General features: G+C 38.4%; 17 protein-coding genes. 5 read left to right on the top strand and 12 right to left on the bottom strand.

What is annotated here, in order from left to right:
- Positions 1 to 73 precede the first annotated feature (73 nt).
- The 4 genes from C9J35_RS04735 to C9J35_RS04750 all read right to left on the bottom strand — a co-directional run bounded on the left by C9J35_RS04735 (position 74) and on the right by C9J35_RS04750 (position 6,856).
- On the bottom strand, positions 74 to 1,018 hold the full coding sequence (locus C9J35_RS04735) for a C40 family peptidase (RefSeq protein ID WP_054767413.1): 945 nt from the start codon (positions 1,016 to 1,018) through the stop codon (positions 74 to 76).
- A 282-nt stretch (positions 1,019 to 1,300) separates the two neighbouring features.
- Complete coding sequence (locus tag C9J35_RS04740) at positions 1,301 to 2,383, bottom strand: CAP and S-layer homology domain-containing protein (protein ID WP_107923614.1); 1,083 nt, start codon at positions 2,381 to 2,383, stop codon at positions 1,301 to 1,303.
- A gap of 238 nt (positions 2,384 to 2,621) precedes the next feature.
- On the bottom strand, positions 2,622 to 3,281 hold the full coding sequence (locus C9J35_RS04745) for an S-layer homology domain-containing protein (RefSeq protein WP_107923615.1): 660 nt from the start codon (positions 3,279 to 3,281) through the stop codon (positions 2,622 to 2,624).
- A 74-nt stretch (positions 3,282 to 3,355) separates the two neighbouring features.
- A complete protein-coding gene (locus C9J35_RS04750; RefSeq protein ID WP_107923616.1) occupies positions 3,356 to 6,856 on the bottom strand; it encodes a hypothetical protein in 3,501 nt (1,166 codons plus the stop codon).
- 418 nt (positions 6,857 to 7,274) lie between these two features.
- Here C9J35_RS04750 and C9J35_RS04755 point away from each other — a divergent pair, with 418 nt between their 5' ends.
- On the top strand, positions 7,275 to 7,952 hold the full coding sequence (locus tag C9J35_RS04755; protein WP_107923617.1) for a hypothetical protein: 678 nt from the start codon (positions 7,275 to 7,277) through the stop codon (positions 7,950 to 7,952).
- Positions 7,949 to 9,208, top strand: coding sequence for an efflux RND transporter periplasmic adaptor subunit (locus tag C9J35_RS04760; protein ID WP_193766973.1), 1,260 nt, complete (start codon positions 7,949 to 7,951; stop codon positions 9,206 to 9,208). The genes C9J35_RS04755 and C9J35_RS04760 overlap by 4 nt, the downstream gene beginning before the upstream one ends.
- Positions 9,209 to 9,817: 609 nt before the next feature.
- Here the strand turns inward: C9J35_RS04760 and C9J35_RS04765 are convergent.
- Positions 9,818 to 11,314 (bottom strand): S-layer homology domain-containing protein, encoded by a 1,497-nt coding sequence (locus tag C9J35_RS04765; RefSeq protein ID WP_054767409.1) that lies wholly within the window; start codon positions 11,312 to 11,314, stop codon positions 9,818 to 9,820.
- Between the two features lie 193 nt (positions 11,315 to 11,507).
- Complete coding sequence (locus C9J35_RS04770) at positions 11,508 to 14,660, bottom strand: S-layer homology domain-containing protein (RefSeq protein WP_107923619.1); 3,153 nt, start codon at positions 14,658 to 14,660, stop codon at positions 11,508 to 11,510.
- 649 nt (positions 14,661 to 15,309) lie between these two features.
- Here C9J35_RS04770 and C9J35_RS04775 point away from each other — a divergent pair.
- Both C9J35_RS04775 and C9J35_RS04780 read left to right on the top strand, forming a co-directional pair.
- Positions 15,310 to 16,734 carry an MBOAT family O-acyltransferase gene (locus C9J35_RS04775; protein WP_107923620.1) on the top strand — a complete coding sequence of 475 codons (1,425 nt, stop codon included), beginning with the start codon at positions 15,310 to 15,312 and terminating at the stop codon, positions 16,732 to 16,734.
- 10 nt (positions 16,735 to 16,744) lie between these two features.
- Positions 16,745 to 17,926, top strand: a complete 1,182-nt coding sequence (locus tag C9J35_RS04780; protein ID WP_107923621.1) for an alginate O-acetyltransferase AlgX-related protein — start codon at positions 16,745 to 16,747, stop codon at positions 17,924 to 17,926.
- A 97-nt stretch (positions 17,927 to 18,023) separates the two neighbouring features.
- On the opposite strand, the gene C9J35_RS04785 is transcribed toward C9J35_RS04780, so the two are convergent.
- On the bottom strand, positions 18,024 to 19,028 hold the full coding sequence (locus tag C9J35_RS04785) for an acyltransferase family protein (protein ID WP_107923622.1): 1,005 nt from the start codon (positions 19,026 to 19,028) through the stop codon (positions 18,024 to 18,026).
- 174 nt (positions 19,029 to 19,202) lie between these two features.
- Between C9J35_RS04785 and C9J35_RS04790 the strand changes: the two genes are divergently transcribed.
- Positions 19,203 to 19,463, top strand: coding sequence for a flagellin family protein (locus C9J35_RS04790; RefSeq protein WP_054767403.1), 261 nt, complete (start codon positions 19,203 to 19,205; stop codon positions 19,461 to 19,463).
- A gap of 64 nt (positions 19,464 to 19,527) precedes the next feature.
- Here the strand turns inward: C9J35_RS04790 and C9J35_RS04795 are convergent, their stop codons facing one another.
- From C9J35_RS04795 to C9J35_RS04815, 5 genes are all read right to left on the bottom strand, one after another.
- The gene (locus tag C9J35_RS04795) at positions 19,528 to 21,225 is read right to left on the bottom strand and encodes a phospho-sugar mutase (protein ID WP_107923623.1); all 1,698 of its coding nucleotides are present in this window, start codon (positions 21,223 to 21,225) and stop codon (positions 19,528 to 19,530) included.
- Entirely contained in the window at positions 21,225 to 22,511 is a 1,287-nt protein-coding gene (locus tag C9J35_RS04800; protein ID WP_107923624.1) for a glucose-6-phosphate isomerase, read from the bottom strand. The genes C9J35_RS04795 and C9J35_RS04800 overlap by 1 nt, the downstream gene beginning before the upstream one ends.
- Before the next feature lie 102 nt (positions 22,512 to 22,613).
- On the bottom strand, positions 22,614 to 23,576 hold the full coding sequence (gene galE, locus C9J35_RS04805) for a UDP-glucose 4-epimerase GalE (RefSeq protein WP_107923625.1): 963 nt from the start codon (positions 23,574 to 23,576) through the stop codon (positions 22,614 to 22,616).
- The gene (galU, locus tag C9J35_RS04810) at positions 23,573 to 24,457 is read right to left on the bottom strand and encodes a UTP--glucose-1-phosphate uridylyltransferase GalU (protein ID WP_107923626.1); all 885 of its coding nucleotides are present in this window, start codon (positions 24,455 to 24,457) and stop codon (positions 23,573 to 23,575) included. The genes galE and galU overlap by 4 nt, the downstream gene beginning before the upstream one ends.
- A gap of 61 nt (positions 24,458 to 24,518) precedes the next feature.
- Positions 24,519 to 25,655 carry an aminotransferase class I/II-fold pyridoxal phosphate-dependent enzyme gene (locus C9J35_RS04815; protein ID WP_107923627.1) on the bottom strand — a complete coding sequence of 379 codons (1,137 nt, stop codon included), beginning with the start codon at positions 25,653 to 25,655 and terminating at the stop codon, positions 24,519 to 24,521.
- Positions 25,656 to 25,670: the final 15 nt, after the last annotated feature.

The following is a 25,670-nucleotide window of genomic DNA, read 5'->3' on the forward strand; positions in this document are numbered from 1 at the left end:
TTATTTAAAAGAACTTCCTTGCAATACTTCAAATGAAACGTAGCCCTTGTTTTATGTGAAGTGGAAATATATATTATTTCTTTAATTGTTTTGCGCGTTCAATAAAAGTTTCAAGCTGAGAAATTTTTAGCATTTCATTATAACCGAAGTTACCGTTATCTTTACCAGCTGTGATGCCATTTGTTGCAATAATTGAAATATACTCAGTTGCCCAGTAGTTTTCAGGAACATCTGCAAATGTGACAACTTCACCTTGATGCTCAAGACCAAAAGCAAGTACTAATACTTTTGCAATTTGTGCACGTGTCATTGGTGAAGATGGGTTAAACTTCCCATTGTCATCACCTTCAAAGATACCTAACTTCGCTACAGCTGCAATCGCACCAGCATGCGCATATGTTGGTTTTACATCTGTGAATTTTGTGTTTTTATCAGATGTATCTAAGTCTAAAGCTTGAGCAAGTTGCACAGCTACTTCAGCACGTGATGCATACACTGTAAAATCAATTGCAGCATCCTTTACTTCAGCCGTCGCTACTTTTGTTACTTCTGCTTGTTGCTCTGTATCAAATGTTGCAACGCGTTTTGCGCCAATGTATCGAGAAGCCCAATAATATGGATCGTCTACACTAGAATAACTAACACCTTTGCCTGTTTGAGAGTGAATCATTTTACCGTCACCTATGTATATAGCTACATGTGAGATACCACTACCACTCGTGTTAAAGAAAAGTAAATCTCCTACTTGAAGATCGCTTTTGGCTACCGCAGTGCCTTGCTGATATTGTGAGCCTGACGTACGGTTAAGTTTAATACCTAAATCTGAAAAGACTTTAGAAGTAAAGCCTGAACAATCTAGTCCGCTTGTAGTTGTACCTCCATATGAATATGGAATACCTAAATATTTAGTCGCTGTATCAGTGACTTCTGATGCAGTCGCCGCCTCAGCGTTATCTATTGGAGTCGCTGAAAATATCATAAAAGATGCAAAAATCGGTAATAACCATTTCTTATTCATACTTTTGTTATACCCCTCTCGAAGAACTTTTTTGCCTATACATAGACTATCACAAATGTTAGTATTTTAATTTTTCAATTGTGTAACGGTTTTAAAAACAGAAAAAAGTGCTGATATACCAACGTTTCGAGGTTTATCAGCACTAATAATTGGGTATTAAATTATGGTTATTCCGGTCTTTTGTAACATTCCTGTAATATTAGAGATGGTTTGTTACAGACAATTACACTTCTATGTAATTCGATTCAGTTGCATAATAGTTAACTAAATCAAATAATAAACTTATTGGCTAGAAAATAATTGCACCCAATAGTAATTTCCTTTGCTATCTTCTGCAATGGCTACACCCGTGTTTGTGTAATGTTCGCGCAGTATGTTTTCACGGTGCGATGGAGAAGCCATCCATGCTTTCACAGCCGCTTGAGGAGTTGGGATATTTCTGCCAATGTTTTCTCCTAAGCTTGTATATGGATAATCGAATAATGTCGCTAAATCCCATGGTGCCCCGTAGTAAGGGGATTCATGCTCAAAATAATGTCGATTCACCATATCCTGTGCCTTGATAACAGCGACTTGTGTTAGTGCTGCATCTAAGCTAAGTGGTTGCAGTTTATTCTTGTGTCGTTCTATGTTAATTAAACGAACCACCTCATTAGACATAGTCGATGAAAAATTAACAGTCGGGATATATGTCTTTGATAAATAATCATAGGCAACTTCAAAATTTTTCACCTTATTCGTAAAAGTAAGGCTACGCTCAATTAACGTGGCAAATTGTGCACGTGTAACCATGAGATTCGGTGCAAATTGCTGTGACTTTACCCCTTGAATAATCCCCACATCAGCTAATGATTCAATATAGTCCTTCGCCCAATGTGCTTCGTTAATATCATTAAATTTGCTGTTATTGGTTGAATCAACTTCGATATTATAGGAAAGAGTTAGCATTTTCGCAATCTGCATACGCTTTAAAGGAGAATCAGGATTGAAGCAATCACCATTTTGCAAAATGCCTAATTCAACTAATGCGCAAATCTCTTTGTAATACTGATGATTGGCAGGTAAATCTTTAAAGTCAGGCGAAAAAGAACTATCCATTTTTAGCTGCATCGAGCGTGCAATCGCAGCGGCTGCCTCCGCCCTTGTGATCGACTGATCGGGCTTAAAAGATCCATCTTCATATGTTGTCATATATTGCTCACCTAACATATGCTGAATCGAGTTACTTGCCCAATGTGTTACTGGGACATCCTTTGCGACTTCCGCCGCTAATGCTACCTCTGTTGTACTCATCAAAGATTCAGCATACGGTGTAGCCTGAAAAATAAGTGATAATATGACAATACTAGATACTTTTTTTAACATCGCTACCTCCCATTATGTAAATACATAGTGTTGTTGTATGTTCAGAAAGATGGAGAGAGATTTATAGATTAATTGTAAACCTATTTAGATGCTAACATTCCAAAACTCCCCTACCTCTGTGGTAGTCCATACCCTTCAAGACCATATATAAACATACCATTATTACCGAATTTTTCCTATAATATTTTTAAAAAACACTCTAAAGGTAAGTTAATACCAAAGAGTGTTTTTTAACGTACTATTCTACACTAATAATATATAGGTGATTATCATTTTTTTGTAAGGTGCGATAAAGGAATAAAGCCATTTGTCCACGGCCAATATCCATATACGGTGAAAAAGTTGTCGAACTGGTGCCTTCCGTAATACCATAATTTAATAACGTTTGAATGTACTGGTTGGTTTCAACATCTTCCGTAAAATCTGCAAAAGGTGCCGATAATGTTGTTGCCTGCTGTAAATTAAACCCTAATGTTAAAATCTTCGCCATTTGACTGCGCTTCATATAATTATTCGGATTATAATTTGTTCCTTTTTGGATAATGCCCTGTGTGGCAAGGGCTGCAATATGCCCATAATATGTATGAGATGTCGGTACGTCATTGAAGCCAGGATTTTCTACATTTTTGGTATCTAATTTCAGCGCTTCAGCTAAAAAATAGGCTGCTTCCCCTCTTGTTAACTGTTGATAAGGGCTGAACGTCGTAGAAGTTGTACCAAATACAATTCCCAAGCCATATAATTCGCTAACTGCTTTGTAAAGTTCGGCCTCGCTACCACTATTTTTAATATCTGTAAATGGCATTGTAGCTGCTTCTGTCGGTAACACTGCAACACAGGGTGCCACCACTGCAGCAGTTATGAGCGCCCATGCTCGTCGTGAATGCTTTTTGTTCATTCTCTCCGCCCCCTTCTCTTTAACTTTACTGACTGCTAAAAAAATGAAAAGAGGGTTTCCCCCCTCTTCTCTAATTAGTTTAATCCTAATGCATTTATATGATCTTGCAAAATACGATAATTATATACTAAATCCTGTTGTTCAAGAGTAAGTGCGCTATACAGTTTTTGTGCAGCAATTACTTTCTTTTCAAATGTTTTACTGTCTGGATCTAATTCCGCAATCGCATTGACAACTTTTAAAACTGCTGCGATATCTTTTTCTGCCTTCTTCAGTGCGTCATAGTTAAGAACTTGTCCCCTTACTTTTGAATCTAATGCCTTATAAGCAGCAACAGCATTGGCAACATCTTGTATATACGTGCTAGATGTTGGGGACAGACTAGCTATTAACTCGACTACTTTCTTTACTTCACTCATGTTTTTCTCAGCATCTAGCAAGATAGAATAATTAGACACCCTTTGCTTGTCTGTTGTACTTAAGCTATCGTAATCTCTACGCACGGACTCAACCATTCCAAAGTACATTTTGTCACTTGGTTTTAACGCAGCAATACTTTTATAAACTTTAATGACATTATCTAATGATAAAAGAAGTTGCTCATTATAGACATATCTACGTTGAGTGGCAGAAAGTTTATCATAAGCATTTAAAATCTTTTGATATTGACTGTCCATATTTTTAGATGTCATAAGCTTGTCAATCTCTTGCACAATGCTAATAACAGGCTTGATAATTTTTTCTTGCTCTTGTAAAGTCTTATAATTTTCCACAGCCATTTGCTGATCTCTTGGCAGTGCATTATAGGCTGCGCGAATCTCTTCAATACGTTTAACATATTGATGAGGTTCAATCGAAGATAGTTCATCAATCATTCGTTGGACATTACCTGCACCTAATATACTTGTTTCAGCAGCTTGTAATAAATGGTAGTTCGTGACATATTGCTGCATGTCCTTGCTTAACGCATCATATAATGCACGTGCTTGTGTAGTATCTGTATGGAATGTTTTGCTAGACGATTTTAACTTACCAATCAACTCAATGACCTTGGCAGTTGGTTCATAGCTTTGTAATGTTGCGATATTATGAACATAACTCTTATGGTCCTTTGTTAACTTATCGTAGGCTTTACGTGCAGCATTCACTTTACTGACGAAGTTACTTGCCCCTGGCTCTAAACCATCAATTTGCACCATGACAGTTAAAATGGGCTTCACTTGTTTTTCACGATCCGTTAATGTTTTTATATTGGCTACAAGCTTTTTTTGCCCTGATGATAGTTTATCGTAAGCTACTCGAGCATTCATAAGCTTTGTTAAATAGTCTGCATCCTCCGGTAATGCTGCATCTATCATTGTGATCACTGTATGTGCAGATGATAGCTCAGTTTCCGCTGTTACAAGCTTTTCATAGTTAATGACAGCCTGTTGCTTCTCTGGAGGCAAAGCATCATAATTTGTGCGCGCTGTTTTTAAATCATTTAAAAACGTCTTACTTGTAGGTTTCAATGTTTCAATTAAACCAATTAATGTGGCCACATCTTCAACTGCTGTTAACTGTGCATAGTTCGTCACACGTTTTTGCGATGCTGCATCTAATGCATTGTAAGCTTTACGTGCTGCTAAAACCTTTTTTGTATAGTCTTTATTCGATGGATTTAATGCGGCAATTAAATTAATGACTTTCACAACATTGGCATTGTTTTTCTCGTATGTCGATAGTGTTTTATATTGCGTCACTAATTTCTTCGCATTTTTGTCCATTGTTTTATATTCTGCAGTAAGTGCCGCTACTTTGGCTACAAATGTAGTATCAGGTTCATTTGCTAACGCAAGTACACGATCATCAAACGCTTTTGCTGTTGCGATATAGCCTTTCGCCGTTTCAAGGTCTCGAGAATTCGTTACTAGTTTTTTGGCTTCGTCAGATAAACCTTCAAAGCTTAGTTTCAATGTTTCAACTGTATCTTTATACGTTTTCTGCGAAGTGTTTAAGGCCATAATTTGCGTAACGACATTCATTGCTTCCACTTGGTCTTTCAAGTTTTTATAGTTTTTCACATATTCTCGTTTTGTCACATCGAGCTTTAAGTAAGCTGTATTCGCAGTCTTCGCTTTTTTGGTATAATCCTTAGCTGCTGGATCAAGCTTTTCGACAAGCGCAATGACATTTAACACTGCTTTATGTGAGTTTTCCCAACTCGTTAACTCTGATAAATTATTAACGATTTTCTTCACACTTGCCGCATCAATTTTTTTTCCTTCTGGAGCTACGGGTGTAATGTATGTCGTACGAGCCTGCTCAATTTGTGTAAGTTTATCTGTAGCTGTGGCAATGCCAGAAATCAGTCCCTCAATCACCTCTGCTGCAGCAATATTTTCTTCTGCCAATTCTAAATCTGCGATATTTCTGACAAAATCTTTTTTATCTACAACTAGGTTATTAAGTGCTGCTCTAGCATCTTTCACTGCTTTACGATAAGCAGCATCATTTGAAATACGCAGTGCTGTAATTTGTTTAGAAATACTTGCAGCATCTTGATATGGCTTAAGTGCATCGTAATTTGTTACTAAACGTTTTGAGTCTGCATCTAATTTGTTATAAGCTGTTTCAATTGTTGTTATAGCACCAATGAAGCTTGTTGCAGAAGTAAAGTCTTCTGGTTTCTTAGTAGTTAGCTGCGTAATACTAGCAACTACTTGGTCAGCTGCTGATAAGTTAGCTAACACCTCTGTATATTTTTTATAGGGCGTCACCGCTGCATTATTTGGGTTATGGGCTGTGATAATTTTCTTTTGATCCGTCGTAAGTGTGCTAAAACTAGTCGTTACTTTCGCTGCCGCTTCCGCAATTTGAGTGGAAGATGATGCCGTATTTTCTAACATCGTGATAAAACCCTCTAAATTGTTAATGGTTACACTTGCTGTCGTAACATCTTCATTCATTTTTACAAGCTTCACAATATCTGTACCGTTCTTTTTAAAATGATCATTTCGTTGAGCTTCATTATAGCCATATTGTAGGGCTGTGCCACGTACTGACGACACAATGCCAGTTGCATCCGGAGAGGCGAGGGCTGTATTAACGGCATTCTCAAAAATTGCTTGGACATGTAAATAGCTACCTGCATCTGGGCTTGTCCCTGAACCTAAAAATGTAGTGTAGTCCTTTTGAACATTTGTCACTTCAGCAACAAATGTTTTACTTGTATAAGACAATGCACTAATACGCTTACCGATTACCTTTAGTTCTTCTAATAAAGCTCGTTGGCTCTCAATATAATTATATTTCGCTGTAATAAATTTAATTTCTTCTGCATTGAAATCTGTTGTACTTAAAACCGCGACATCTCCCTTTGCGATGACCATGTCATTGGCACTTGATGTTTCAGATAGTTTACCGAATTGAGTAATTGTTTTTTCCCTTGTGTCAGTGGCCGCTACTGCATTGATATAGGCGGCTTGCTCTACTTGCTGTGTCTGAGGTTGCTGGGCAACTTCTTGTGCATTGGCAATCGCTGCCGGCGTTAATAATAAACTTGTTAATACACCAACTTTTAATGGTTTTTTCAAAAATATCCACCCTTTCTTATTTGTGTTATATAGGAATATAGATATGTATCATTTATTTGCATGTACTTACTTTAGTATCGGTACTATTTACTTGATTTCAAGCTATTCTCTTAAAGTCACTCACATCCTTTACTAACTTACAGTTTATTGTTATTTTTAGATGGAATAGGCTTTTTATAGGAAGTTATTGTTAGGATACTATATAATTGTTTTATGTGCATGTATCCCGTTTTTTAATGACTAAAGCACATAAAGAAAGCAGGTCGTGCAAGTAGAACTAAGAACCTCTTAAGTGCTCATTAAAGATTTACGTTATCGAGAGAATTACTTGAAAAAGTCAGCAATTATACTATGTTATTTACCAGTAATTAGGTGTATACTACATCTTTAATATGCATTACTAGAAAGGGAGCTATATATGTTTTATCACTATAAGTTTTGGCACAGCTTAACGCATCCCGTTACCTTCACACAAGCACTCGAGGGAGGCGAAATACGAGGCTATAAAAAAAGATCATTAGTTGTGTTTCTACTCTTTATCCTACTATTCGTCATAAGAGAGTTTTGGGGTATGGGGACAGAAAGCTTAACAACGTTATTTGCAATGAATAATCAGGATGAATATTATACCGCTCGACTTCTCTCAATGGTGGGGGCCTTTATATGGGGAATCATTTATTATTGCTTCCAATACTTCGGCGTTACATACATGTTATATCTATTAACGGATATTCCATACAAATGGATTCAAAAAGTACAACTCTATGTAATGGCGTTTTTACTTATTGAAAAGGCAATTTTATTTGCTGTATTCTACGGAGTCGGCTATTCTACAACATTCTCTTTCTTTTCACTTGCACCTATTGCACAGCTATTCATTGATGCAGATGTTGTACTATTTGTTATTAATCAGTTAACGGCAGCAACTGTACTCACGATAATTGTACAATTCACATTTCTTTCTAAATGGGAAGAAGCAGCAGATCGTAAAGCGTTATTGGCGAAAATTATCGTAATACAAGTGTTAATGGCGGTAATTGTTGGCATGATTAGCGTTTTACCACTACAGGAATGGATTACAAGGGGGTTAGGATGATGCGCTTTATTAAATCCAGACCTTGGACAAGCTTGAGTATCATTGTGATAGCGCTGTTAATTGGCGTAAATGCGTATTTTGTTTTCAAGGCTGATAGCAAGGTGGCTCGTTCATACTTTATCGATGAATTTCAAAGAGCCACTACTAGCGACCGTGTAGAAACAGTCAAGAAGGATGCTATAGTAGCACCAGCAGAGACCTATACAATTTCTGCAGAAGCGAAAAGCTTATCAGCGGTTAACGTAAAACGTGGTCAGGAAGTACATGCAACAGATGTATTGGCTACATATAAGACAGAGGAAGTTGATGATGAATTGACGAAGTTGGAGGCTGAGCGCTCTGCTTATGAAACGGAACTAAGCGACTTAGAATCCGCCTTAGCTCAAATTGAATCCGAATTCGGTGGAGCTTCTGATCCGAAAAGCTCTATCAACACCGATCAGATTAGTGACAAATTAAATGTCAATGTCAAATTAGAATTGGCCCAACAAAACTCTCCTTCAACAGCTGTGGCCATTTTAAATCGTCATATTGCTGAGGCGGCTCGTCAAGTAGCGCTAATGGACGCTCAAATTGCTCAAATTCAGGCACGCCAAGGTGTTATTAGCCCTGTTGACGGTGTTATTTCCAAAATTACTGAAGATGCCGGCACAATGACTTTTGAAATTTACTCTTCAGAAAAAGCTATGATTGCCTACTTATCACAGGAAGAATGGCAACAGGTCGTAGCTGGACAAACTGTTAATTTTGACTTACAACATTTTGAGGATGATCTTTCGGGTATCGTACTTGAAAAACAAATGATTGCCACAAATAATGAAACTACATGGGCACATGAATTAGCTAAATCTGTCAAGCTACCACAGCCTTCAAGCTATGAAGTAACGCTACAACCGGATGATTTGCTAGTAGACTTTCCCTTCTCAACCGTCGGTAAAGCTTCTATTATTGTGAATGAAGCATTTGATGCTTATCAGGTCAATTCCGCTTGGGTGAGAACAGCAAAAAATGATGTTCACCGTGTTTATATTATTGATAGAGACGGCAAAATTCGACTTGAGGACATTGATGTTGCATTCAAAACAGCAAACGCCACTATCTTTACTGGCTATATGGATGAAGGGACGCCAATCATAACAAATGAACAGCGCAATATATTAGCGCGTTCATTCCGTACAATGCCCCTTGAAAAAATTGAATGGCAACATTTCAAAGAAATTGGCTGGAAAGACTATGTAAAGTACATCATCTTCTAAAATATGAAAACCTCCCCGTGTTTGTGGGGAGGTTTTTATTAATTTTAGACAAACTGAACTGCCCTAAATTGTAAGAAACCGTTGATTTCCGTTCCAGGCGCTCCCTTTCCGCAGGCACGGCTCCAACTAATTTATGCGGCTGCTTGGCCGCATAAATGGATTTTCCGCTCGTGCTGTTCCTGCAGGAGTGTCACGCCTTCCACTCCAATCAACATGCCTATTGATAGCCTATTCTGCTAAAAATACTTGAGGCATAATAAGCAGGACGTCGAATAATGCACGTGAACAACTTGAAATGCACCTTCAAAAACGCCAAAAGGTATTCAGAATAATTACATTGCAAATACCTTTTGAAAATTTATCAGAAATACATCACTTCATTTATAAACGTACGAGTTGATTGGAGCACAGGCGGCGAGTGTACTGACTGCATTCGCATTTGTTACGGAGCAAAGCTTCCTGGGGAATAGCATGAGCTTAAGGCCCCGCAGGAACGTAGCAACGAGGAGACTGAAGCCATGCCCACGAAATGCATCGACCTTAGCGGAAATCAAGGATACTTATAGATACTTCTATTGTTATCGGAATCTATCAGCATTTTCCTATTAGTTATCTGAATGATCCATTCATTTCCTTCTCTGTAGACAATTCATAGTACATCGACGTTACGCCACTTAGCTCGTAAATCATGCCATGCATGTATAGCTTTTCACCATTTGCTCCCATCAAACGAATCGCAAAAATGGCATCACCCTTGCCTGCTCTGTTTACGATTACACCGTCTGGTGAAGATGTCACGTCAATGATTTTATGATCATGAACAGCACCAGTGTATTGCTCAATTTTATAATCCGTTACAGCAAAACCTACCTCACTGGTCGGAATGAATACACTGCTCATCTCTACTGCATGTGATGTATATAAATCATAACCGTCTGTTTCTGCATGAATACCTACACGTACTGATTTCCCAGCATCATCAGAGAATGTAGCAATATAATCACCCGCCTGCATTAACTTCAGCGCGTAGCTAGCCCCTTTGGGAATACTTTCTTCATCCCAACCTTCGAATTCGAATGGCTGATAGGCATATACTTTATCACTTACTGTGTGACCCGCCGCAGTTGTTAACTTGATATGCTTAGGATTAAAACCTAAGTCTTCTTCAAAAAACAGCGATGTGCTCGGTGCTATTTCATCTGTTTGCTGGCAAGTCATCTGTAACTTTCCATCTACTTTTGTAATCACAATCTTATATTTTTGAGATTCGACTACTTCATAATTTCCTTCGTCATCAATTGTATAACCTGTCAGGACAAAGTAACCAGACCCCTCACTTAACGCTTCAAATTTCACACCATCATTCATAGAATAAATACGGAAAAATTCCTGCTCCTGATCTTCCGTCCAATTATTGTAAGAGAATGCCTCGAGATAATCGGCTCCAAAGTCATGTGTTTTAAACTCTTGGAAGACACGACTGGCCTGCATTGACTCGATACGATGTACAAATAGAGCGAGTTGGGAACGCTTTACTGTTTCTTTTAAACCAAATGTAGTCTCAGTGACACCCTTGGTAATTTGATTGTTATATAAAGGAGCCACTGCATAGTAAGCCTCGGAATATTTAACCACATCGGTAAATGGTAATGTCTGATCATAATCGTAATTATCTAATTGATAAGCTTTTGTTAGCATATTTGCCAATTGCTCACGTGTGATAGGTTGATTGACACCAAAACTACCATCTGCAAAGCCTGTCGCAATTCCTTCATTATATAGTGCAGCAACTGCACCGTAAAATTCATCACTTGGCTTTAAATCGGTGAAGTTTGGATTTTCCACTTTTGTTGTATCTAATTGCAATAATCCTGCCAAGATTTTGGCTGCTTGTCCACGTGTCACATCAGCAAATGGCTTAAATGTGCCATCTGTATAGCCATTGATAATACCACGTTCAGCTAAATCCTTCACTGCAGCACCGTATTCCTTTGAAACATCAACATCACTAAAACTATCTGCAGCCTGTACAGTCGGTACTACTACAATGGCACTCGTCGCTAGCGCTGCAATTAAAGCACCCTGAAACAGTGTATGTTTTTTCACCTGCTCAACCCCTCAACCCATTTTATCCATCATACTATAATTATACATTTAAATAGCACCAAAAGATTCAGGATTTTCCACATAAAATAAATTTTTCACATTCGTGCCTTCAAAACAAAAAACAGTGGAGAGTTCGATTACATCGAACTTTCCACTGTTTAAATACTTTATAACCTCATGTTAAAATCAGGAATTAAAAGTCAACTTTTGCTGTAACTTTTACAGGTGTTGCACTTTGACCACCGATGTTTACACGAGCATTAAATACATCGTTTGCTTTACCTTTTGCAAATGCATCAGTTGTACCGTTTGCGCTGAACACCACATCACCAGAAACTTTAGAGAATGTTAATGTTGTTGTAGCTGTTGCAACGTCGTTAAATTTCGCTTGACCTTTAACAACTCCAGCAGCATCAGCTTCTGCAACTGTTGCCATTACACCGTATTGGTCAGTTACAACTACATCAGCTAATTGGAAGAATGCATCAAGGTTGAAGTCAGTAGCTACATTGTAAGAGTTTGTCGTTACAAAGTTAACTGTTTCGCCAGCAATGTATGCAGCAGCTTTGTTATTCTCAACAACTGCTACTTTTTCTACTGCAGGAGCAACGTTAGAGAATGTTACATCTTTAACGATTTCTTCACCTGTAGCATTGATTGTGATTGTTACTTTTGCAGTTGCAGTTTTTGCATCTTTATCAAAATCAACATTTGCTGCATCATTTGTAGTAACATCGCCATCTGCTACGTTTGAAAGAACTGTAGATTTAACAGTGTAATCAGAACCTGCTTTAAGCGTAACTTCTCCACCATTACCTGTTACTGCTTTCACAACAATATCTTTGCCGTAACCAGCTGGAATTGTATAGCCAGTAGTATTATCACCAGTTACATAGATAGGTTTGATATCTTCTACTTTATAAGAAGCAAATGAACTATCTTTGACAACTGAGAATTGTTTTGAATAAGAGCTTGCTTCTACAGCAGTGTTGTCAGCTGTTTTTACAAGTTTGAATGTAACATTAGCAGCTGTTTTTGTTGCACCAGCTTTGTAAGTTACAGTGATTTTGTTTGTAGCAGCATCTTTGATTTCACCAGATACAGTGAATGGTGCATCAGCATCTGTGAATGGTTGGATTGTGTAACCAGCTGTACCAAGTTTCGCAAGAAGTTCATCAGTAGAGATTACTTGACCGAATTGGTCTTCAACTACGATGTCTTTTGCAGTAATGTCAACTTTAGCATCAGTTAATTCACGGATAGATGTGCTAACTTTGCTATCTAAACCAGTGATTACTTTTGGTGCAGTTGCAGCTTTAGGGATAACTGTTTGAGTAGCAACTTTACCAGTTGAAGAAGTAACAACAACTGTTACTGGTGAGTTTTCTACTACGCTACCAGCAGCTACTTTCGCAAAAAGTTCGCCGTCTTTTTCGAATAATGTACCACCTGTAATCGTAATACCTTTAGAACCGTTTAACGCAACAGTTTCTTTAATAGCATTACCTTGTTTATCTAATACAGATAATGGGAATAAAATATCCGCTCCAGCAGTAATAACTTTTGTTGGTGCTCCTAATGTAACTGAATCAGCACGTACACCTTCAGCAACTTTTACTGCAGCTTGTGCATTTTTACCTGTTGCTTTAGCGATCACAATTACGTTTGTATCACCTGAAGCTACAATGCTAGCAACAGGAAGAACGATTACTTCTTTACCGTCGATTGTTTGTTTTTCAAACGCACCAAATGTTGCAACAGCTTGGTTTGTGTTAGTCACAAGAACTTCAGCGTTAGCACCATTTAAACGATTTAAATCAGTAATTTCTTTACCATATTGGTCTTTCACAGTAACTGGAAGATAGAATTTATCTTTTGCTAAATTAGTATCTTCAGTTAACGTTTTGCCATCTTTGTTGTAAAGAGTACCAATCGTTGCTTCAGAAACAACAGTTTTAGCTGAAACTGTTACTGTTTTTGTAGTAGTAGTTGCAGTTGAACCGTGAATAACTGTAAGGACAACTTTGTCGCCTTCTTTAAGTCCAGCAGCTTTTGTCATTGTGATTGAACCGTCTGCATTTGCTACTGCTGAATCAGCACCTGCTGCAGAAAGAGTTAACGAGGAAGAATTTAATTTAGTGATATCTTCACCGTATTGGTTTGTAACATGGTAACCAATTGTTGCAGTTGAAGTACCAGTTGATGGCGCTACTTCACCAAGAATTTCAATACCAGCTACTTTTTCGTCTTCTGTTTTCACAGAACCAGTTACTGCTTGTTCTGAAAGACCAGTTACGCTAACTGTAAATTCACCTTTAGTGATTTTACTTGTTAATTCAATTGTTGCAACTGTTTTATCTTCGTTCCAAGTAATAGCAGAGAAGTTAGATTTAAAGCCATCTTTTTTAAGTTCAAATTTAGCTTTTTCAGTGTCAACAGCTTTATTGAATGTTACTGCTAAAGTTTTTGCATTAACTGCATCAACAGATTTTACATTTAACTCGGCTACTTCATATGTAACCACAGCTGAGTAAGATTTACCATCGATAACGAAGTCTACTTTTGTCTCTTCATTTTCTGGAAGAGCAGTTTCTAATGTTACCGTATGTTTTGAATCATCAGATAAAGTTACTTCTAAAGTTTTTGCATCTACAACTTTTACTGCTTTCACAGATAAAGTTTCTTCAGCAAGATTTGTAATTGTACGGTTTAAGAATGATGCAAATTGACCGCGTGTTAAAGAATTTTTAGGGTTGAACGCTTTCACGTTTGTAAGACCTGCATACTCTAAGGCGATGATTGCTTCACGATTTTCTTCAGCTGTAGCATTCTCTAAGTCTGTGATTGTAGATTTGAAATCTGATTCTTTGTAATCTGCCACTAAATCTACGTTGTAAACAGTTTTAATGGCACGTACTAAAACAACTGCCATTTGTTCACGAGACATGTTATTTGTATGCATTAATTTGTTGTTAGAGCCTTTGAAAACGCCTGCATCTTTCACAAGTGCTGCATATTGTAATAATTCTTTGTCTGGTGCTGTTGTCGGTAAGTCAGTGAAACGAGCTTCTGTTGCGTAATCTGTAGGAATTTCGTAGTTTTCAGAAACTAACCATTTCCCTAAGAATTTCGTTACATTGCCACGAGTAACAACTGCGTTAGGTTTGAACGTACCGTCTGGGTAACCCCCTACGATTTTAGCGTCTGCTAATGCTAAAATGGCATCCTTATGGTCATTGTCTTCAATATCAGAAAAGCTTGCTGCGCTTGCTACTGGTACGATTGCTGATGCTACTAGGGCCGCTGATGCTGCGCCGACAACCCATTTACTATATTTTTGTTTCATGTGCAAATACCTCCTAGATAAATTAGCCACTTCTGTGACTACGACTCTATTATAAGTCCAGTAGAATGCACATTTCAAAGTGCAATATATGGAATGAAAGATGTGGTAAAACTAGATTTTTAAAGGGTTTATACCCTCATTTTGGATTCAAAATATGTGCATCTGCACAATACACACTCGTTATTTTTCCAATAAACAATACCTATTTCACATAAATAACAATGAAATATCCTCCTATATGACCAATAAAGTTTTTCCATCTTCTTTGTAAAAAAAATTCACTGGACAATCATTAGTGAACAAATAGTGAATTTACGTTACAATAAGATAGGTAATTTATTCATGAATTACCTTTAGATATTAGCTTAGTATTCCTGAAATTAGTAATCTAGCTAGTAGAAATCATGTACTATTAGCAATTTTTAGAGTTCAATCAGTGATTTTGATGATGCAATTGGTAATTGTCGAGATTCTATCAGCGATTGTCGGGGTGCTATCAGCGATTTTGTCGGGGTGCTATCAGCGATTTTGTCGGGCTATCAGCGATTGTCGTGATTCTATCAGCGATTACGACGGCTCTCAGCAAACTTAACTATCAACAATAACAACAACTTGTTTTTTAATTTAATAGGGATGGGGATTTGAAGGAATGGTTTTTAGTAGCCTTATTTTTTTATATGTCTTTTTGCCATTAGTGCTCATTGTGTACTTCATCTCTCCGAAGATGCTACGTAACACGATTTTACTGTTGGCCAGCTTGTTCTTTTATGCATGGGGCGAACCGAAATATGTACTGTTAATGATGCTTTCGATTTTGCTCAACTACGTACTCGGGATCGTCATAGAAAATACGGTGTCACAGTCCAAACGAAAAACACTCCTTTGGTTAGTCATCGTGAGTAATTTAGCAATCTTAGGCTATTACAAATATGCTGGCTTTTTTGTTGACATCCTTAACAATTACTTGGAGCAGCCTATTGAATGGCAAGCCGTACCGCTGCCAATCGGTATTTCATTTTACACGTTCCAAGCACTAAGCTATGTTATTGATGTCTATCGTAAGGATGTAAAGGCACAACGCAATATTTTAGACTTATCACTTTTTATTACATTATTTCCACAGCTTGTAGCTGGACCTATCGTTCGCTATCAAACGGTAGCCGAGCAGATTAAAAAACGTCTTTCCACAGCAGAAGATTGGCTGATTGGTACTCGACGTTTCGTGCAAGGTTTAGCGAAAAAGGTGCTGATTGCCAATCCAATGGGCGAAGTAGCCGATCATGTCTTTAGTTTATCGGGCGGTGACTTAACAACCGGAACTGCATGGATAGGGATTTTAGCGTACTCCCTACAAATTTATTTCGACTTCTCGGGCTATAGTGACATGGCCATTGGTTTAGCACGTATTTTTGGCTTTAAGTTTGAAGAAAACTTCAACTATCCATACATTGCGCAATCCGTAACAGACTTTTGGCGTCGCTGGCATATTTCACTCAGCAGCTGGTTTAGAGATTACGTCTACTTCCCACTCGGGGGTAGTCGCGTTAGTCATGAATGGAAACTCTATCGAAACTTGCTTATCGTCTGGACGTTAACAGGCTTTTGGCACGGAGCAAGTTGGACCTTTATGGCTTGGGGCTTTTATTACGGCATACTAATCTGCCTGGAAAAATGGGTGCTGTTAAAATGGTTGGAACGTATTCCACGCTTATTACGCCATATTTACATACTCATTATCGTCATGATTGGCTGGGTATTCTTTAGAGCGAATGACTTTACATATGCTTTCACATTTATCAAAACGATGTTTGGGCTATCAGATGTACCGCTTTATAATTATGAAACCATTTTACTGGCAAAAGATTATGCTATTTACTTGATTGTAGCCATTATTTTTGCGGTACCAATTTATCGACTTTATCAACATTGGAGTGAGCAAAAGGCTGCTACTTCCCTTGCTTTCGACTGGGGATTACGCCTTACGCAAACAATTTACTATGGCGCGCTGTTACTATTTATCACGATGTTTTTAGTGAACGCAACCCATAATCCATTCATTTACTTTAGATTCTAGGTGGGACATCATGCGAAAAATTCAAACGTACCTTTTACCAATTACCTTTTTTTGCATCATTTTCGGTGGCTTCGTCGTGCATGTGTTAACGGTGGATCGCCCGCAATCAGAAATGGAGAACCGTCCGTTAGAATCAGCAAATATTTCTCCGAGCCCCCAGGAGATCTTTTCTGGGCAATGGTCAAAACAGGTAGAATCCTATATTTCAGATCAATTCCCCGCACGTGATACATGGATGCGCGACTACGTCTTGTTCCAACGTGCCATAGGCAAAACATATTTAAACGATAAGTATGCTGTTGATGATGAAAGTGGTTGGATTATTTCTAAGCCAGCCGCAGCAAAATCTGAAGAGGAGCTTGCCTCCTTTGCTACAGATTTACAGAAGCTAAGTGAAGGGCTAGCTGAAAAAAACATACCTTTCACGTTTTATTCACTACCAGCTAAAGCGACCTACTCACGCGAGCCAAATCCGAGCTATATGCCCGATGATGCAGGTATCGCCAACAATAAAAAATTACATGGGCTTGTCACAGCTGCCGGTGTAGACAATGTGCGTCTCTATGATGAAATGAAGGAAGACTTTTCTGCAGAACGAAGCTTCTTTAAAACGGATCATCACTGGACAATGCGCGGTGCCTACTCAGGTTATGAGGCACTGTTAAAAACAATAAGCGCACGACTTGGTGAAACCATTAAGCCAATTCCATTCGATGAAGCTAATACATTTTGCTTACCTAATCAGTTCGCCGGCTCATGGAATAAAATCCTATACATGACTGTGGATAACAATGAACAAATTTGCTATAACGAGCCTGCTTCATTTGCGACACAGTTCACCATTTACGACGGGACAATCGAAGAGGGCGTCACTGCTCCATATGAGGCAGTGTATGGACGTGCCAAGCAAATGAACCCTGATGCGTTAGTGAATTATGCTGACGCCTATAGCCGAGACTTTGCCGAACTCACGATTGTAAACGACACCTATGATAGTGACAAACATCTTGTAGTCATCAAGGATTCTTACTTTAACACCATCCAATTTCATGTAGCCAGTCACTTTAAAACAGTAACCATTTTAGACTTACGTTATCTAGAGAAAAATGTAATTTCTTATTTACAAAGCATGCAACCAGACTATGTCGTGCTTGCCTACAATGATCGAAACCTAAAATTAATGCCGGAGTGATCGTAATGTGAGTGAAAGTCGTACTTCTAGCGGCGATTTTCATCCATACAAAAAAGCAGTGATTTCTTTTAAATGAGAAATCACTGCTTTTTCATTTTTATGAGACACGCTTTCTGATTTTCCCGACGATCCATTGACTGAATGGTAACAATGAAATCAACTTCGTCAGCACGATGCAAACGACTAACGTCCACAGCATTAACAATGGCACGCGGACAAGTGTGCTATCAAAATGCGCTACAAACCATCCAGTCGATAAGCGCAAAATTTCCCAATGCATGAGATAAATCATAAATGCATATTGACTGATGATGCGAACAACTTTCGTGTGTGGCACCGACTGCCCCCAAGCAATCACAAACAGCACCACACTCACCACTAGTGGCACTAAATCGAGTCGTCTCGAATGCACTTCCGTATATCCGAGTAGCAAACACATGTACAAAAATACAGCAGATAACAGTACCAACACAATCGTCGCAACGCGATACTTCTTTGCCAACTCCGCAATTTGCGAATAATACATCCCTATTGCATAGGCCACTGCGAAATAACCAAGCCAACCCGTAAACAATAAACGAAGCACCATGGCATTGTCTGTAAAAATAGGATACGGCAACAAAATAACCGTATGATGAATGAACGTAATCAGCACACATACTGGTAAAAACCATGTGAACGACCACTTAAAACGCTTCATCAGCGCAAATACTACATATAGCTGCATAATCACAACGACAAACCAGCCAACAAACTCCCCAAAAACTACATTGTTCACATACTTTTCCCACAACAAACCCTTGCGATAAATCGACTCCACAAGGAACGCATCTATAAATGCCCACACTAAAAAAGGCACTAAAATATAGTGAATTCTACTCGACCAAAAGTTAGTTGGTATTTGCTCACGATAACGATTCGCCAATATTAAAATCGACAATACAATAAATGTTGGCGTAGCATAGCACAGCGCAATACGTAAAAACAAATAAATCGTCTGCTCCGGCTCTACACCGACCTCCATAATAACCCATGAAGACGTGTGCAATAGTAAAATGGATAAACACGCCACCACACGTAGGTAATCCCACTCTTTAATCACGACAACATTCTCCTAGTATTTTTTCTCTCTAGTAAGCATGTCATATAATGTCGATGAATGCAATGGCGATACTTGTAAGCTACTTTTCTATGCTATAATGAAGGAGATTTTTAATAGACAGATATGATAATAAAAATAGAGGAAATAAATTAAAAGAAATGTGAGGTGGATGAGATGGAGAAAGCATTAACGCAAATTTTAGGACAACTACAACAAATTAATCAACACATCAACAATATTGAATCACGCCTTGATTCAATTGGAAACCGACTTGAAATACTTGAATCAGAACAGCAACAAATCAAACAAGCTGTTTTGGAAACAAATGAAAAAGTGAACCGACTAGAAGCCATTCAAGAAAGCCAACACCGCATTATCGAATTACTATCAGCTCGCTCCATCCAGCATGAAGCAGAATTAAAAAGAATCCAATAAGAAACCGCCCTCTTCTATGAGGGCGGTTATTAATTTTGCAAAGTTTATATTAGTATGTTAGTACTTACACAAAAACAGCTTGAAGACGCTTCAATTTCTCGCTTGCCTCTTCTTCCGTCTCCCCAACAACGCCAAAATAGAACTTGCATTTTGGCTCTGTACCTGATGGGCGAATAGCAATCCAAGATCCGTCATCTAGTACAAATTTCAATACGTTTTCCTTTGGTAATACAATAGGCTTAGTAGTTCCATCAGCTAAAGTTGAAAGACCTGTTAAATAATCCTCAAAACCTCTCAAAGCTACTCCACCTATCGATTGAGGTACATCTTGTCGAAGATTATTTAAAATCTTCTTCATTTCTTCTTGACCGTTCTTTCCTTCAAACACTTGAGATACAAGTGCTTCTTTAAAAAAGCCATACTCACGATACAAATTATGCAGGCCATCTAATAAAGTCTGCTCATTCTTCGCATAGAAGGCAGCCATCTCTGCTACCTTTAACGCAACTTGTACTGCATCTTTGTCACGCACAAATGTTTCGATTAAATAACCGTAGCTTTCTTCATAACCAAATAGATATGAATAAGCCCCTGTTTTTTCATACTCTGCAATTTTTTCTGCGATATATTTAAAGCCTGTTAACGTATTCACAGTTGCTACACCAAACTGTTTGGCAATCATTGCTCCTAATTCGGAGGTTACAATTGTTTTCAACACAACTCCATTATCAGGAAGCGTACCATTCAACTGTTTTGTTGACAATAAATAATGAAGCAATAATGCACCAAGCTGATTCCCCGTTAATAGTTCATAATCTTCCCCGTTTTTCACTGCCACGCCTAAACGGTCTGCATCTGGATCTGTTGCCAGCAAAAGGTCCGCTCCTACTTCCTTCCCCAGCTCCATTGCTAACGCAAAGGCAGCGGGCTCCTCTGGGTTAGGGTAAGAAACAGTTGGAAAATCGCCATCCTGTATAGCTTGTTGCTCCACAATATGTACCTGTTGAAAACCAAACACCTGCAAGCCTTCAAGAACAGGCACTAAGCCTGCACCATGCAATGGCGTATAAACAAGCTTCATATCTAGAGCAATATTTTCATTGTCCTTTAATGTTAAAAGATGATCTAAATATGTGGTATCCATATTACTTCCAAGCCATGTCAAGAACCCTTGCTGTTCTAGTTGCTCAAGTTCAGATACCTTAATAGAAAATATATCCTCGATATTTTCCATATGTGCCACGATGTCATTCGCAAATTGAGGTGTTAGTTGTGCACCGTCCTCGCCATACACCTTAAAGCCATTATACTGTTTAGGGTTATGACTTGCCGTTATGACAACACCTGCATAGGCATGTAATTGGCGCACTGTAAATGATAACTGCGGTGTTGGTCGTGCTTCATTATAGACATATGAATAAATGCCATGTGCTCCCAGCACACGAGCCGTCTCACAAGCAAATTCATAAGAAAAGTGACGTGTATCATAAGCAATGACAACACCTCTTTTTTTAGCGGCTTCGCCATTCGATTCGATATAACGAGCAAGTCCTTCTGCAACACGACGAATGGTATAAAGGTTCATACGGTTTGTTCCAGCACCTAAAACACCACGCATTCCACCAGTGCCAAAAGATACGTATTGATAAAAGCGATCTTCTATTAAACTATTATCTTCAGCAATAGATGCAAGGTCCTCTGCTAAATAATTTGGAAGATTCGTCTCTATCCATCGATTATATAATTCACGAATATTTACCATTACTTTAACACCTTCTCTTCTTTCAACAACTCTAGCATTTTGCGTTTATACGCTTCAACTCCAGGCTGATCAAATGGATTAACCTCAAGCAAACACGCACTCATCGCACAAGCTTTCATAAAGAAATAAATCAAGTAACCTAGGTGGTACGCATCAAGCTTCGGTAATTCAAGCTGAATAACAGGCACCTTTCCCTCTGCATGCGCAAGTGCTGTTCCCTGTTTGGAGATGGCATTAATCTCATTAAATGTACGATTCGATAAATAATTCAGACCGTCTTCATTACGAGTATCAAATGGCACCGCTAAATCGCCTTCAATTTCATGAAAGTGTAGCAATGTTTCAAACATCACGCGACTACCCTCTTGAATAAACTGTCCAATGGCATGTAAATCTGTCGAGAAATTGACCGTTGAAGGATACAGCCCTTTTTGTTCTTTCCCTTCACTCTCACCAAATAGCTGCTTCCACCATTCATGGAACTTATTTAAACCTGGCTCAAAGGAAGCAAGCAACTCAATCGTAAAGCCTTTCTCATAAAGCATATGTCGCATGACCGCATATTTGTATGCATCGTTATGTGTTAAATCCGATTCCGCTAGCTCTTTAGCTGCATGTCGCGCACCATCCATTAAAGCACGAATATCAACTCCCGCTACTGCAACCGGTAATAAACCTACAGGGGTCAACACGGAATAACGTCCACCAATATTATTCGGAATCACGAATTGGCGATAGCCAGCTTTATCGGCAATCCCCTTCAATATCCCTTTTTCAGCATCAGTAGTCACAATAATGCGCTCAATGGCCTTATCACCATAACGTTCTTCCATATATAAACGCATTACACGAAACGCCAGTGCAGGCTCCATCGTGCCACCTGACTTTGAGATCACATTAACATATACTTGCTTTGTATCTAAATACTCAAGTAGTTCTTTAATATATGCACCGCTCATATTAAGGCCAACATAAACAACCTCAATGCCATCCTTGGCCAGACCAAAATACGGCATTAACGCCTCTTGAATTGCTCGTGCACCTAAAAATGATCCACCAACTCCAACAACGACAAGTACGTCCGCACAAGCGCGTACCTCACTAGCTACTCGTTCAATAGAAGTAAGCAGTGCTTCTTGCTTTTGTAACGGTGAATCCATCCACCCTGTTAATGGATATTGTGGTAAAGCGTAATGAATCCTTTTTACGCGATCTTTATACCGTAATATATCACTATCGTCTAGTGAACAATTCAGCAATGTTGTTTTAACAATTTCTGTTAGCACTATAGAATCCTCACTTCTTTAGGTAGAATTTGATATGTATATTATGCCATATTACAGAAAGAAAACCAACTCGAGCCTTGTCGAGTTGGTTATTTAATGCCATTATTTCTTATGCCAATTCCATGCGCTTTTTACAATATCCGTGATACCAAATTGAGCCTTCCATCCTAATTCACAATAGATTTTATCAGCATTGGCAACTAACTTAGCAGGATCACCTGCTCTTCGTTCTACATATTGCACAATGGCTTTTTTTCCTGTAATACGCTCACATGTTTCAATAACTTCTTTTACAGAGTAGCCGTTCCCATTTCCTAAATTATAAGTTGCCGTTTCAATAGTACCATTTAGCAAACCTTCAAGAGCCAGTAAATGGGCATTTGCTAAATCTGTAACATGGATATAATCACGAATACAAGTACCGTCAGGTGTATCATAGTCAGTACCAAATACTGAAATGGATTCTCTTTGCCCTAAAAAATGCTGAAGAATAATTGGAATTAAATGTGTTTCTGGAGAATGACTTTCACCAATTTCAGCTGTTTCATACGCACCAGCAGCGTTAAAGTATCGTAATACTACATATCTCATCTGATAGCTTTCCGCAAAATCTGCAAGCATTTGCTCCACCATTAATTTAGAGCGCCCATATGGATTAATAGGATTAGTAGGCGTTTTTTCATCAATGAAATCAACAGTTGGCATCCCATACGTTGCAGCAGTAGAAGAAAAGATAAACTTATCAATTTTGTTTTCCTTCATTACTTTTAATAAATTCAAAGTAGCAGTTACATTATTTTCATAGTACTTCATAGGATCAATCACAGACTCACCTACTAAGCTAAATGCAGCAAAATGCAATACCGCTTCAATATTGTATGTATCAAAAATCTGTTGAACGGAAGAAGAATCGCCTAAATCACCTTGTACGAAAGTAGCTCTTGCATCTACAGCCCATTGGTGACCCGTGCTTAGATTATCGAGCACTACTACCTCATGAGTCTTCACTAACTCTTTAACAAAATGACTACCAATATAACCAGCACCACCAACAACTAATATCATAAAGTTTCACCACTTAACTGTTTTGCTTTTTTTAAGATGATTTCTTTTACACCTTCACTTAAATCTTCACGTTCTAAGGCAAAATCAATCGTTGTTTCGATAAACCCTAATTGTTCACCTACATCATAGCGGCGACCCTCAAACTCATAGGCAAATACTCGTTGAATACCATTTAAAGATTCAATAGCATCCGTTAATTGTATTTCGCCACCCTTGCCTTTTTTCTTCTCGTCTAAGAAACGAAAGATTTCAGGTGTTAATACATAACGTCCAATAATTGCATAATTTGATGGTGCATCCTCTAATTTAGGCTTTTCAACAAATTGTGTAACCTGCATTAATCGAGTATTACTGTTTACTGGATCAATAACACCATAACGATGCACATCCTCATCTGGCACTTCTAGCACGCCAATGACACTTGACAATGTTTTCTCATATTGATTCATTAATTGTTTTAAACAAGGCTCTTCGCTTTTCACAATATCATCACCAAGCAATACAGCAAACGGCTCATCACCAATAAATTTACGCGCACACCAAATCGCATGCCCTAGTCCAAGTGGTTCTTTTTGACGAATATAATGGATTTCTACATTCGCAGATTCTTGCACCTTTTCGAGCATATCAAGCTTCCCTTTTTCAATTAAGTTCGTCTCAAGCTCAACAGCATTATCAAAATGGTCCTCGATTGCACGTTTTCCCTTGCCCGTCACAATAATAATATCCTCAATACCAGAGTCAATCGCTTCTTCTACAATATATTGGATAGTTGGTTTATCTACTATTGGTAGCATTTCTTTAGGCATTGCTTTTGTAGCGGGAAGAAAACGTGTACCAAGCCCTGCAGCTGGAATAATGGCTTTTCGGATTTTTTTCATGTTGTTTCACTCCCTTATAAAATGAAAGTCTACTTATTAAATTTAAGTAGACTTAGAATTATTAGATATTTGCTAAAATAAGATCGATCACACGTCTTTGCTCTTCCACGGTCATTTTAGTATCCGAAGGCAAACAAATACCTTTTTCAAATAATTGCTCACTCACAATTTCATTTTCACCGTGAGAATAGAATTGACATCCCTCAAACAATGGTTGTAAATGGAGTGGTTTCCATACAGGACGTGCTTCAATATTTGCCTCATTCAGCTTATCAATTAAATCATATGGTGAAATGGCTATTTTCTCTGGATTTAAAGTCAATGTAGATAACCAACGATTTGAAAATGTACCTTCAAGCTCTGGCATCATTGTTAAGCCGTCGAATTCTGAGAAAGCCTTTGCGTAATGTTCAAAGATTGCACGTTTTTGTGCCACACGTTCATCCAGTACCTCCAGTTGTCCGCGACCAATACCAGCAACAACATTACTCATACGGTAATTGTAACCAACAACACTATGTTGGTAATGCTTTGCTGCATCACGAGCTTGAGTAGCAAGAAATCTCGCACGATTCAAAGCTTCAACATTATTTGATACTAGCATACCGCCACCAGAAGTAGTAATAATTTTATTACCGTTAAATGAGAAAATACTAAATTGACCAAATGTCCCACTTTTCTTCCCTTTATAGGATGAACCAAGTGATTCAGCAGCATCTTCCACTACAGGAACTCCATAAGAATCACAAATCGCTAAAAGTTCATCCATCTTTGCACTTTGACCATATAAATTAACAATAATGACGGCTTTAGGCAATTTTCCTTCAGCTTGTGCATCTTCAAACGCTCTTGCTAAAGCTTGCGGAGACATATTCCAAGTATCCCATTCAGAGTCGATAAAGACTGGCTTTGCTCCTCGATACAAAATTGGATTCGCACTTGCAATAAACGTTAATGTCGAACAAAAAACAGTATCATCACGTTCAACACCAACTAAGTTTAATGCCAAGTCAATTGCTGCTGTTCCCGAACTAACTGCTGCCGCTCCATTTACCTCCACATATTTAGCAAGTTCTTGTTCAAATCCATCCACATTTGCACCAAGTGGGGCAATCCAGTTCGTATCAAAAGCCTCTTGAACATATTTTTGCTCATGTCCACTCATATGAGGGGATGATAATAAAATTCGTTGTGTCATGCTACATGCCTTCTC

Origin of the sequence: Lysinibacillus parviboronicapiens (genome assembly GCF_003049575.1) — a bacterium.
In the GTDB taxonomy this organism is placed as follows: domain Bacteria; phylum Bacillota; class Bacilli; order Bacillales_A; family Planococcaceae; genus Lysinibacillus; species Lysinibacillus parviboronicapiens.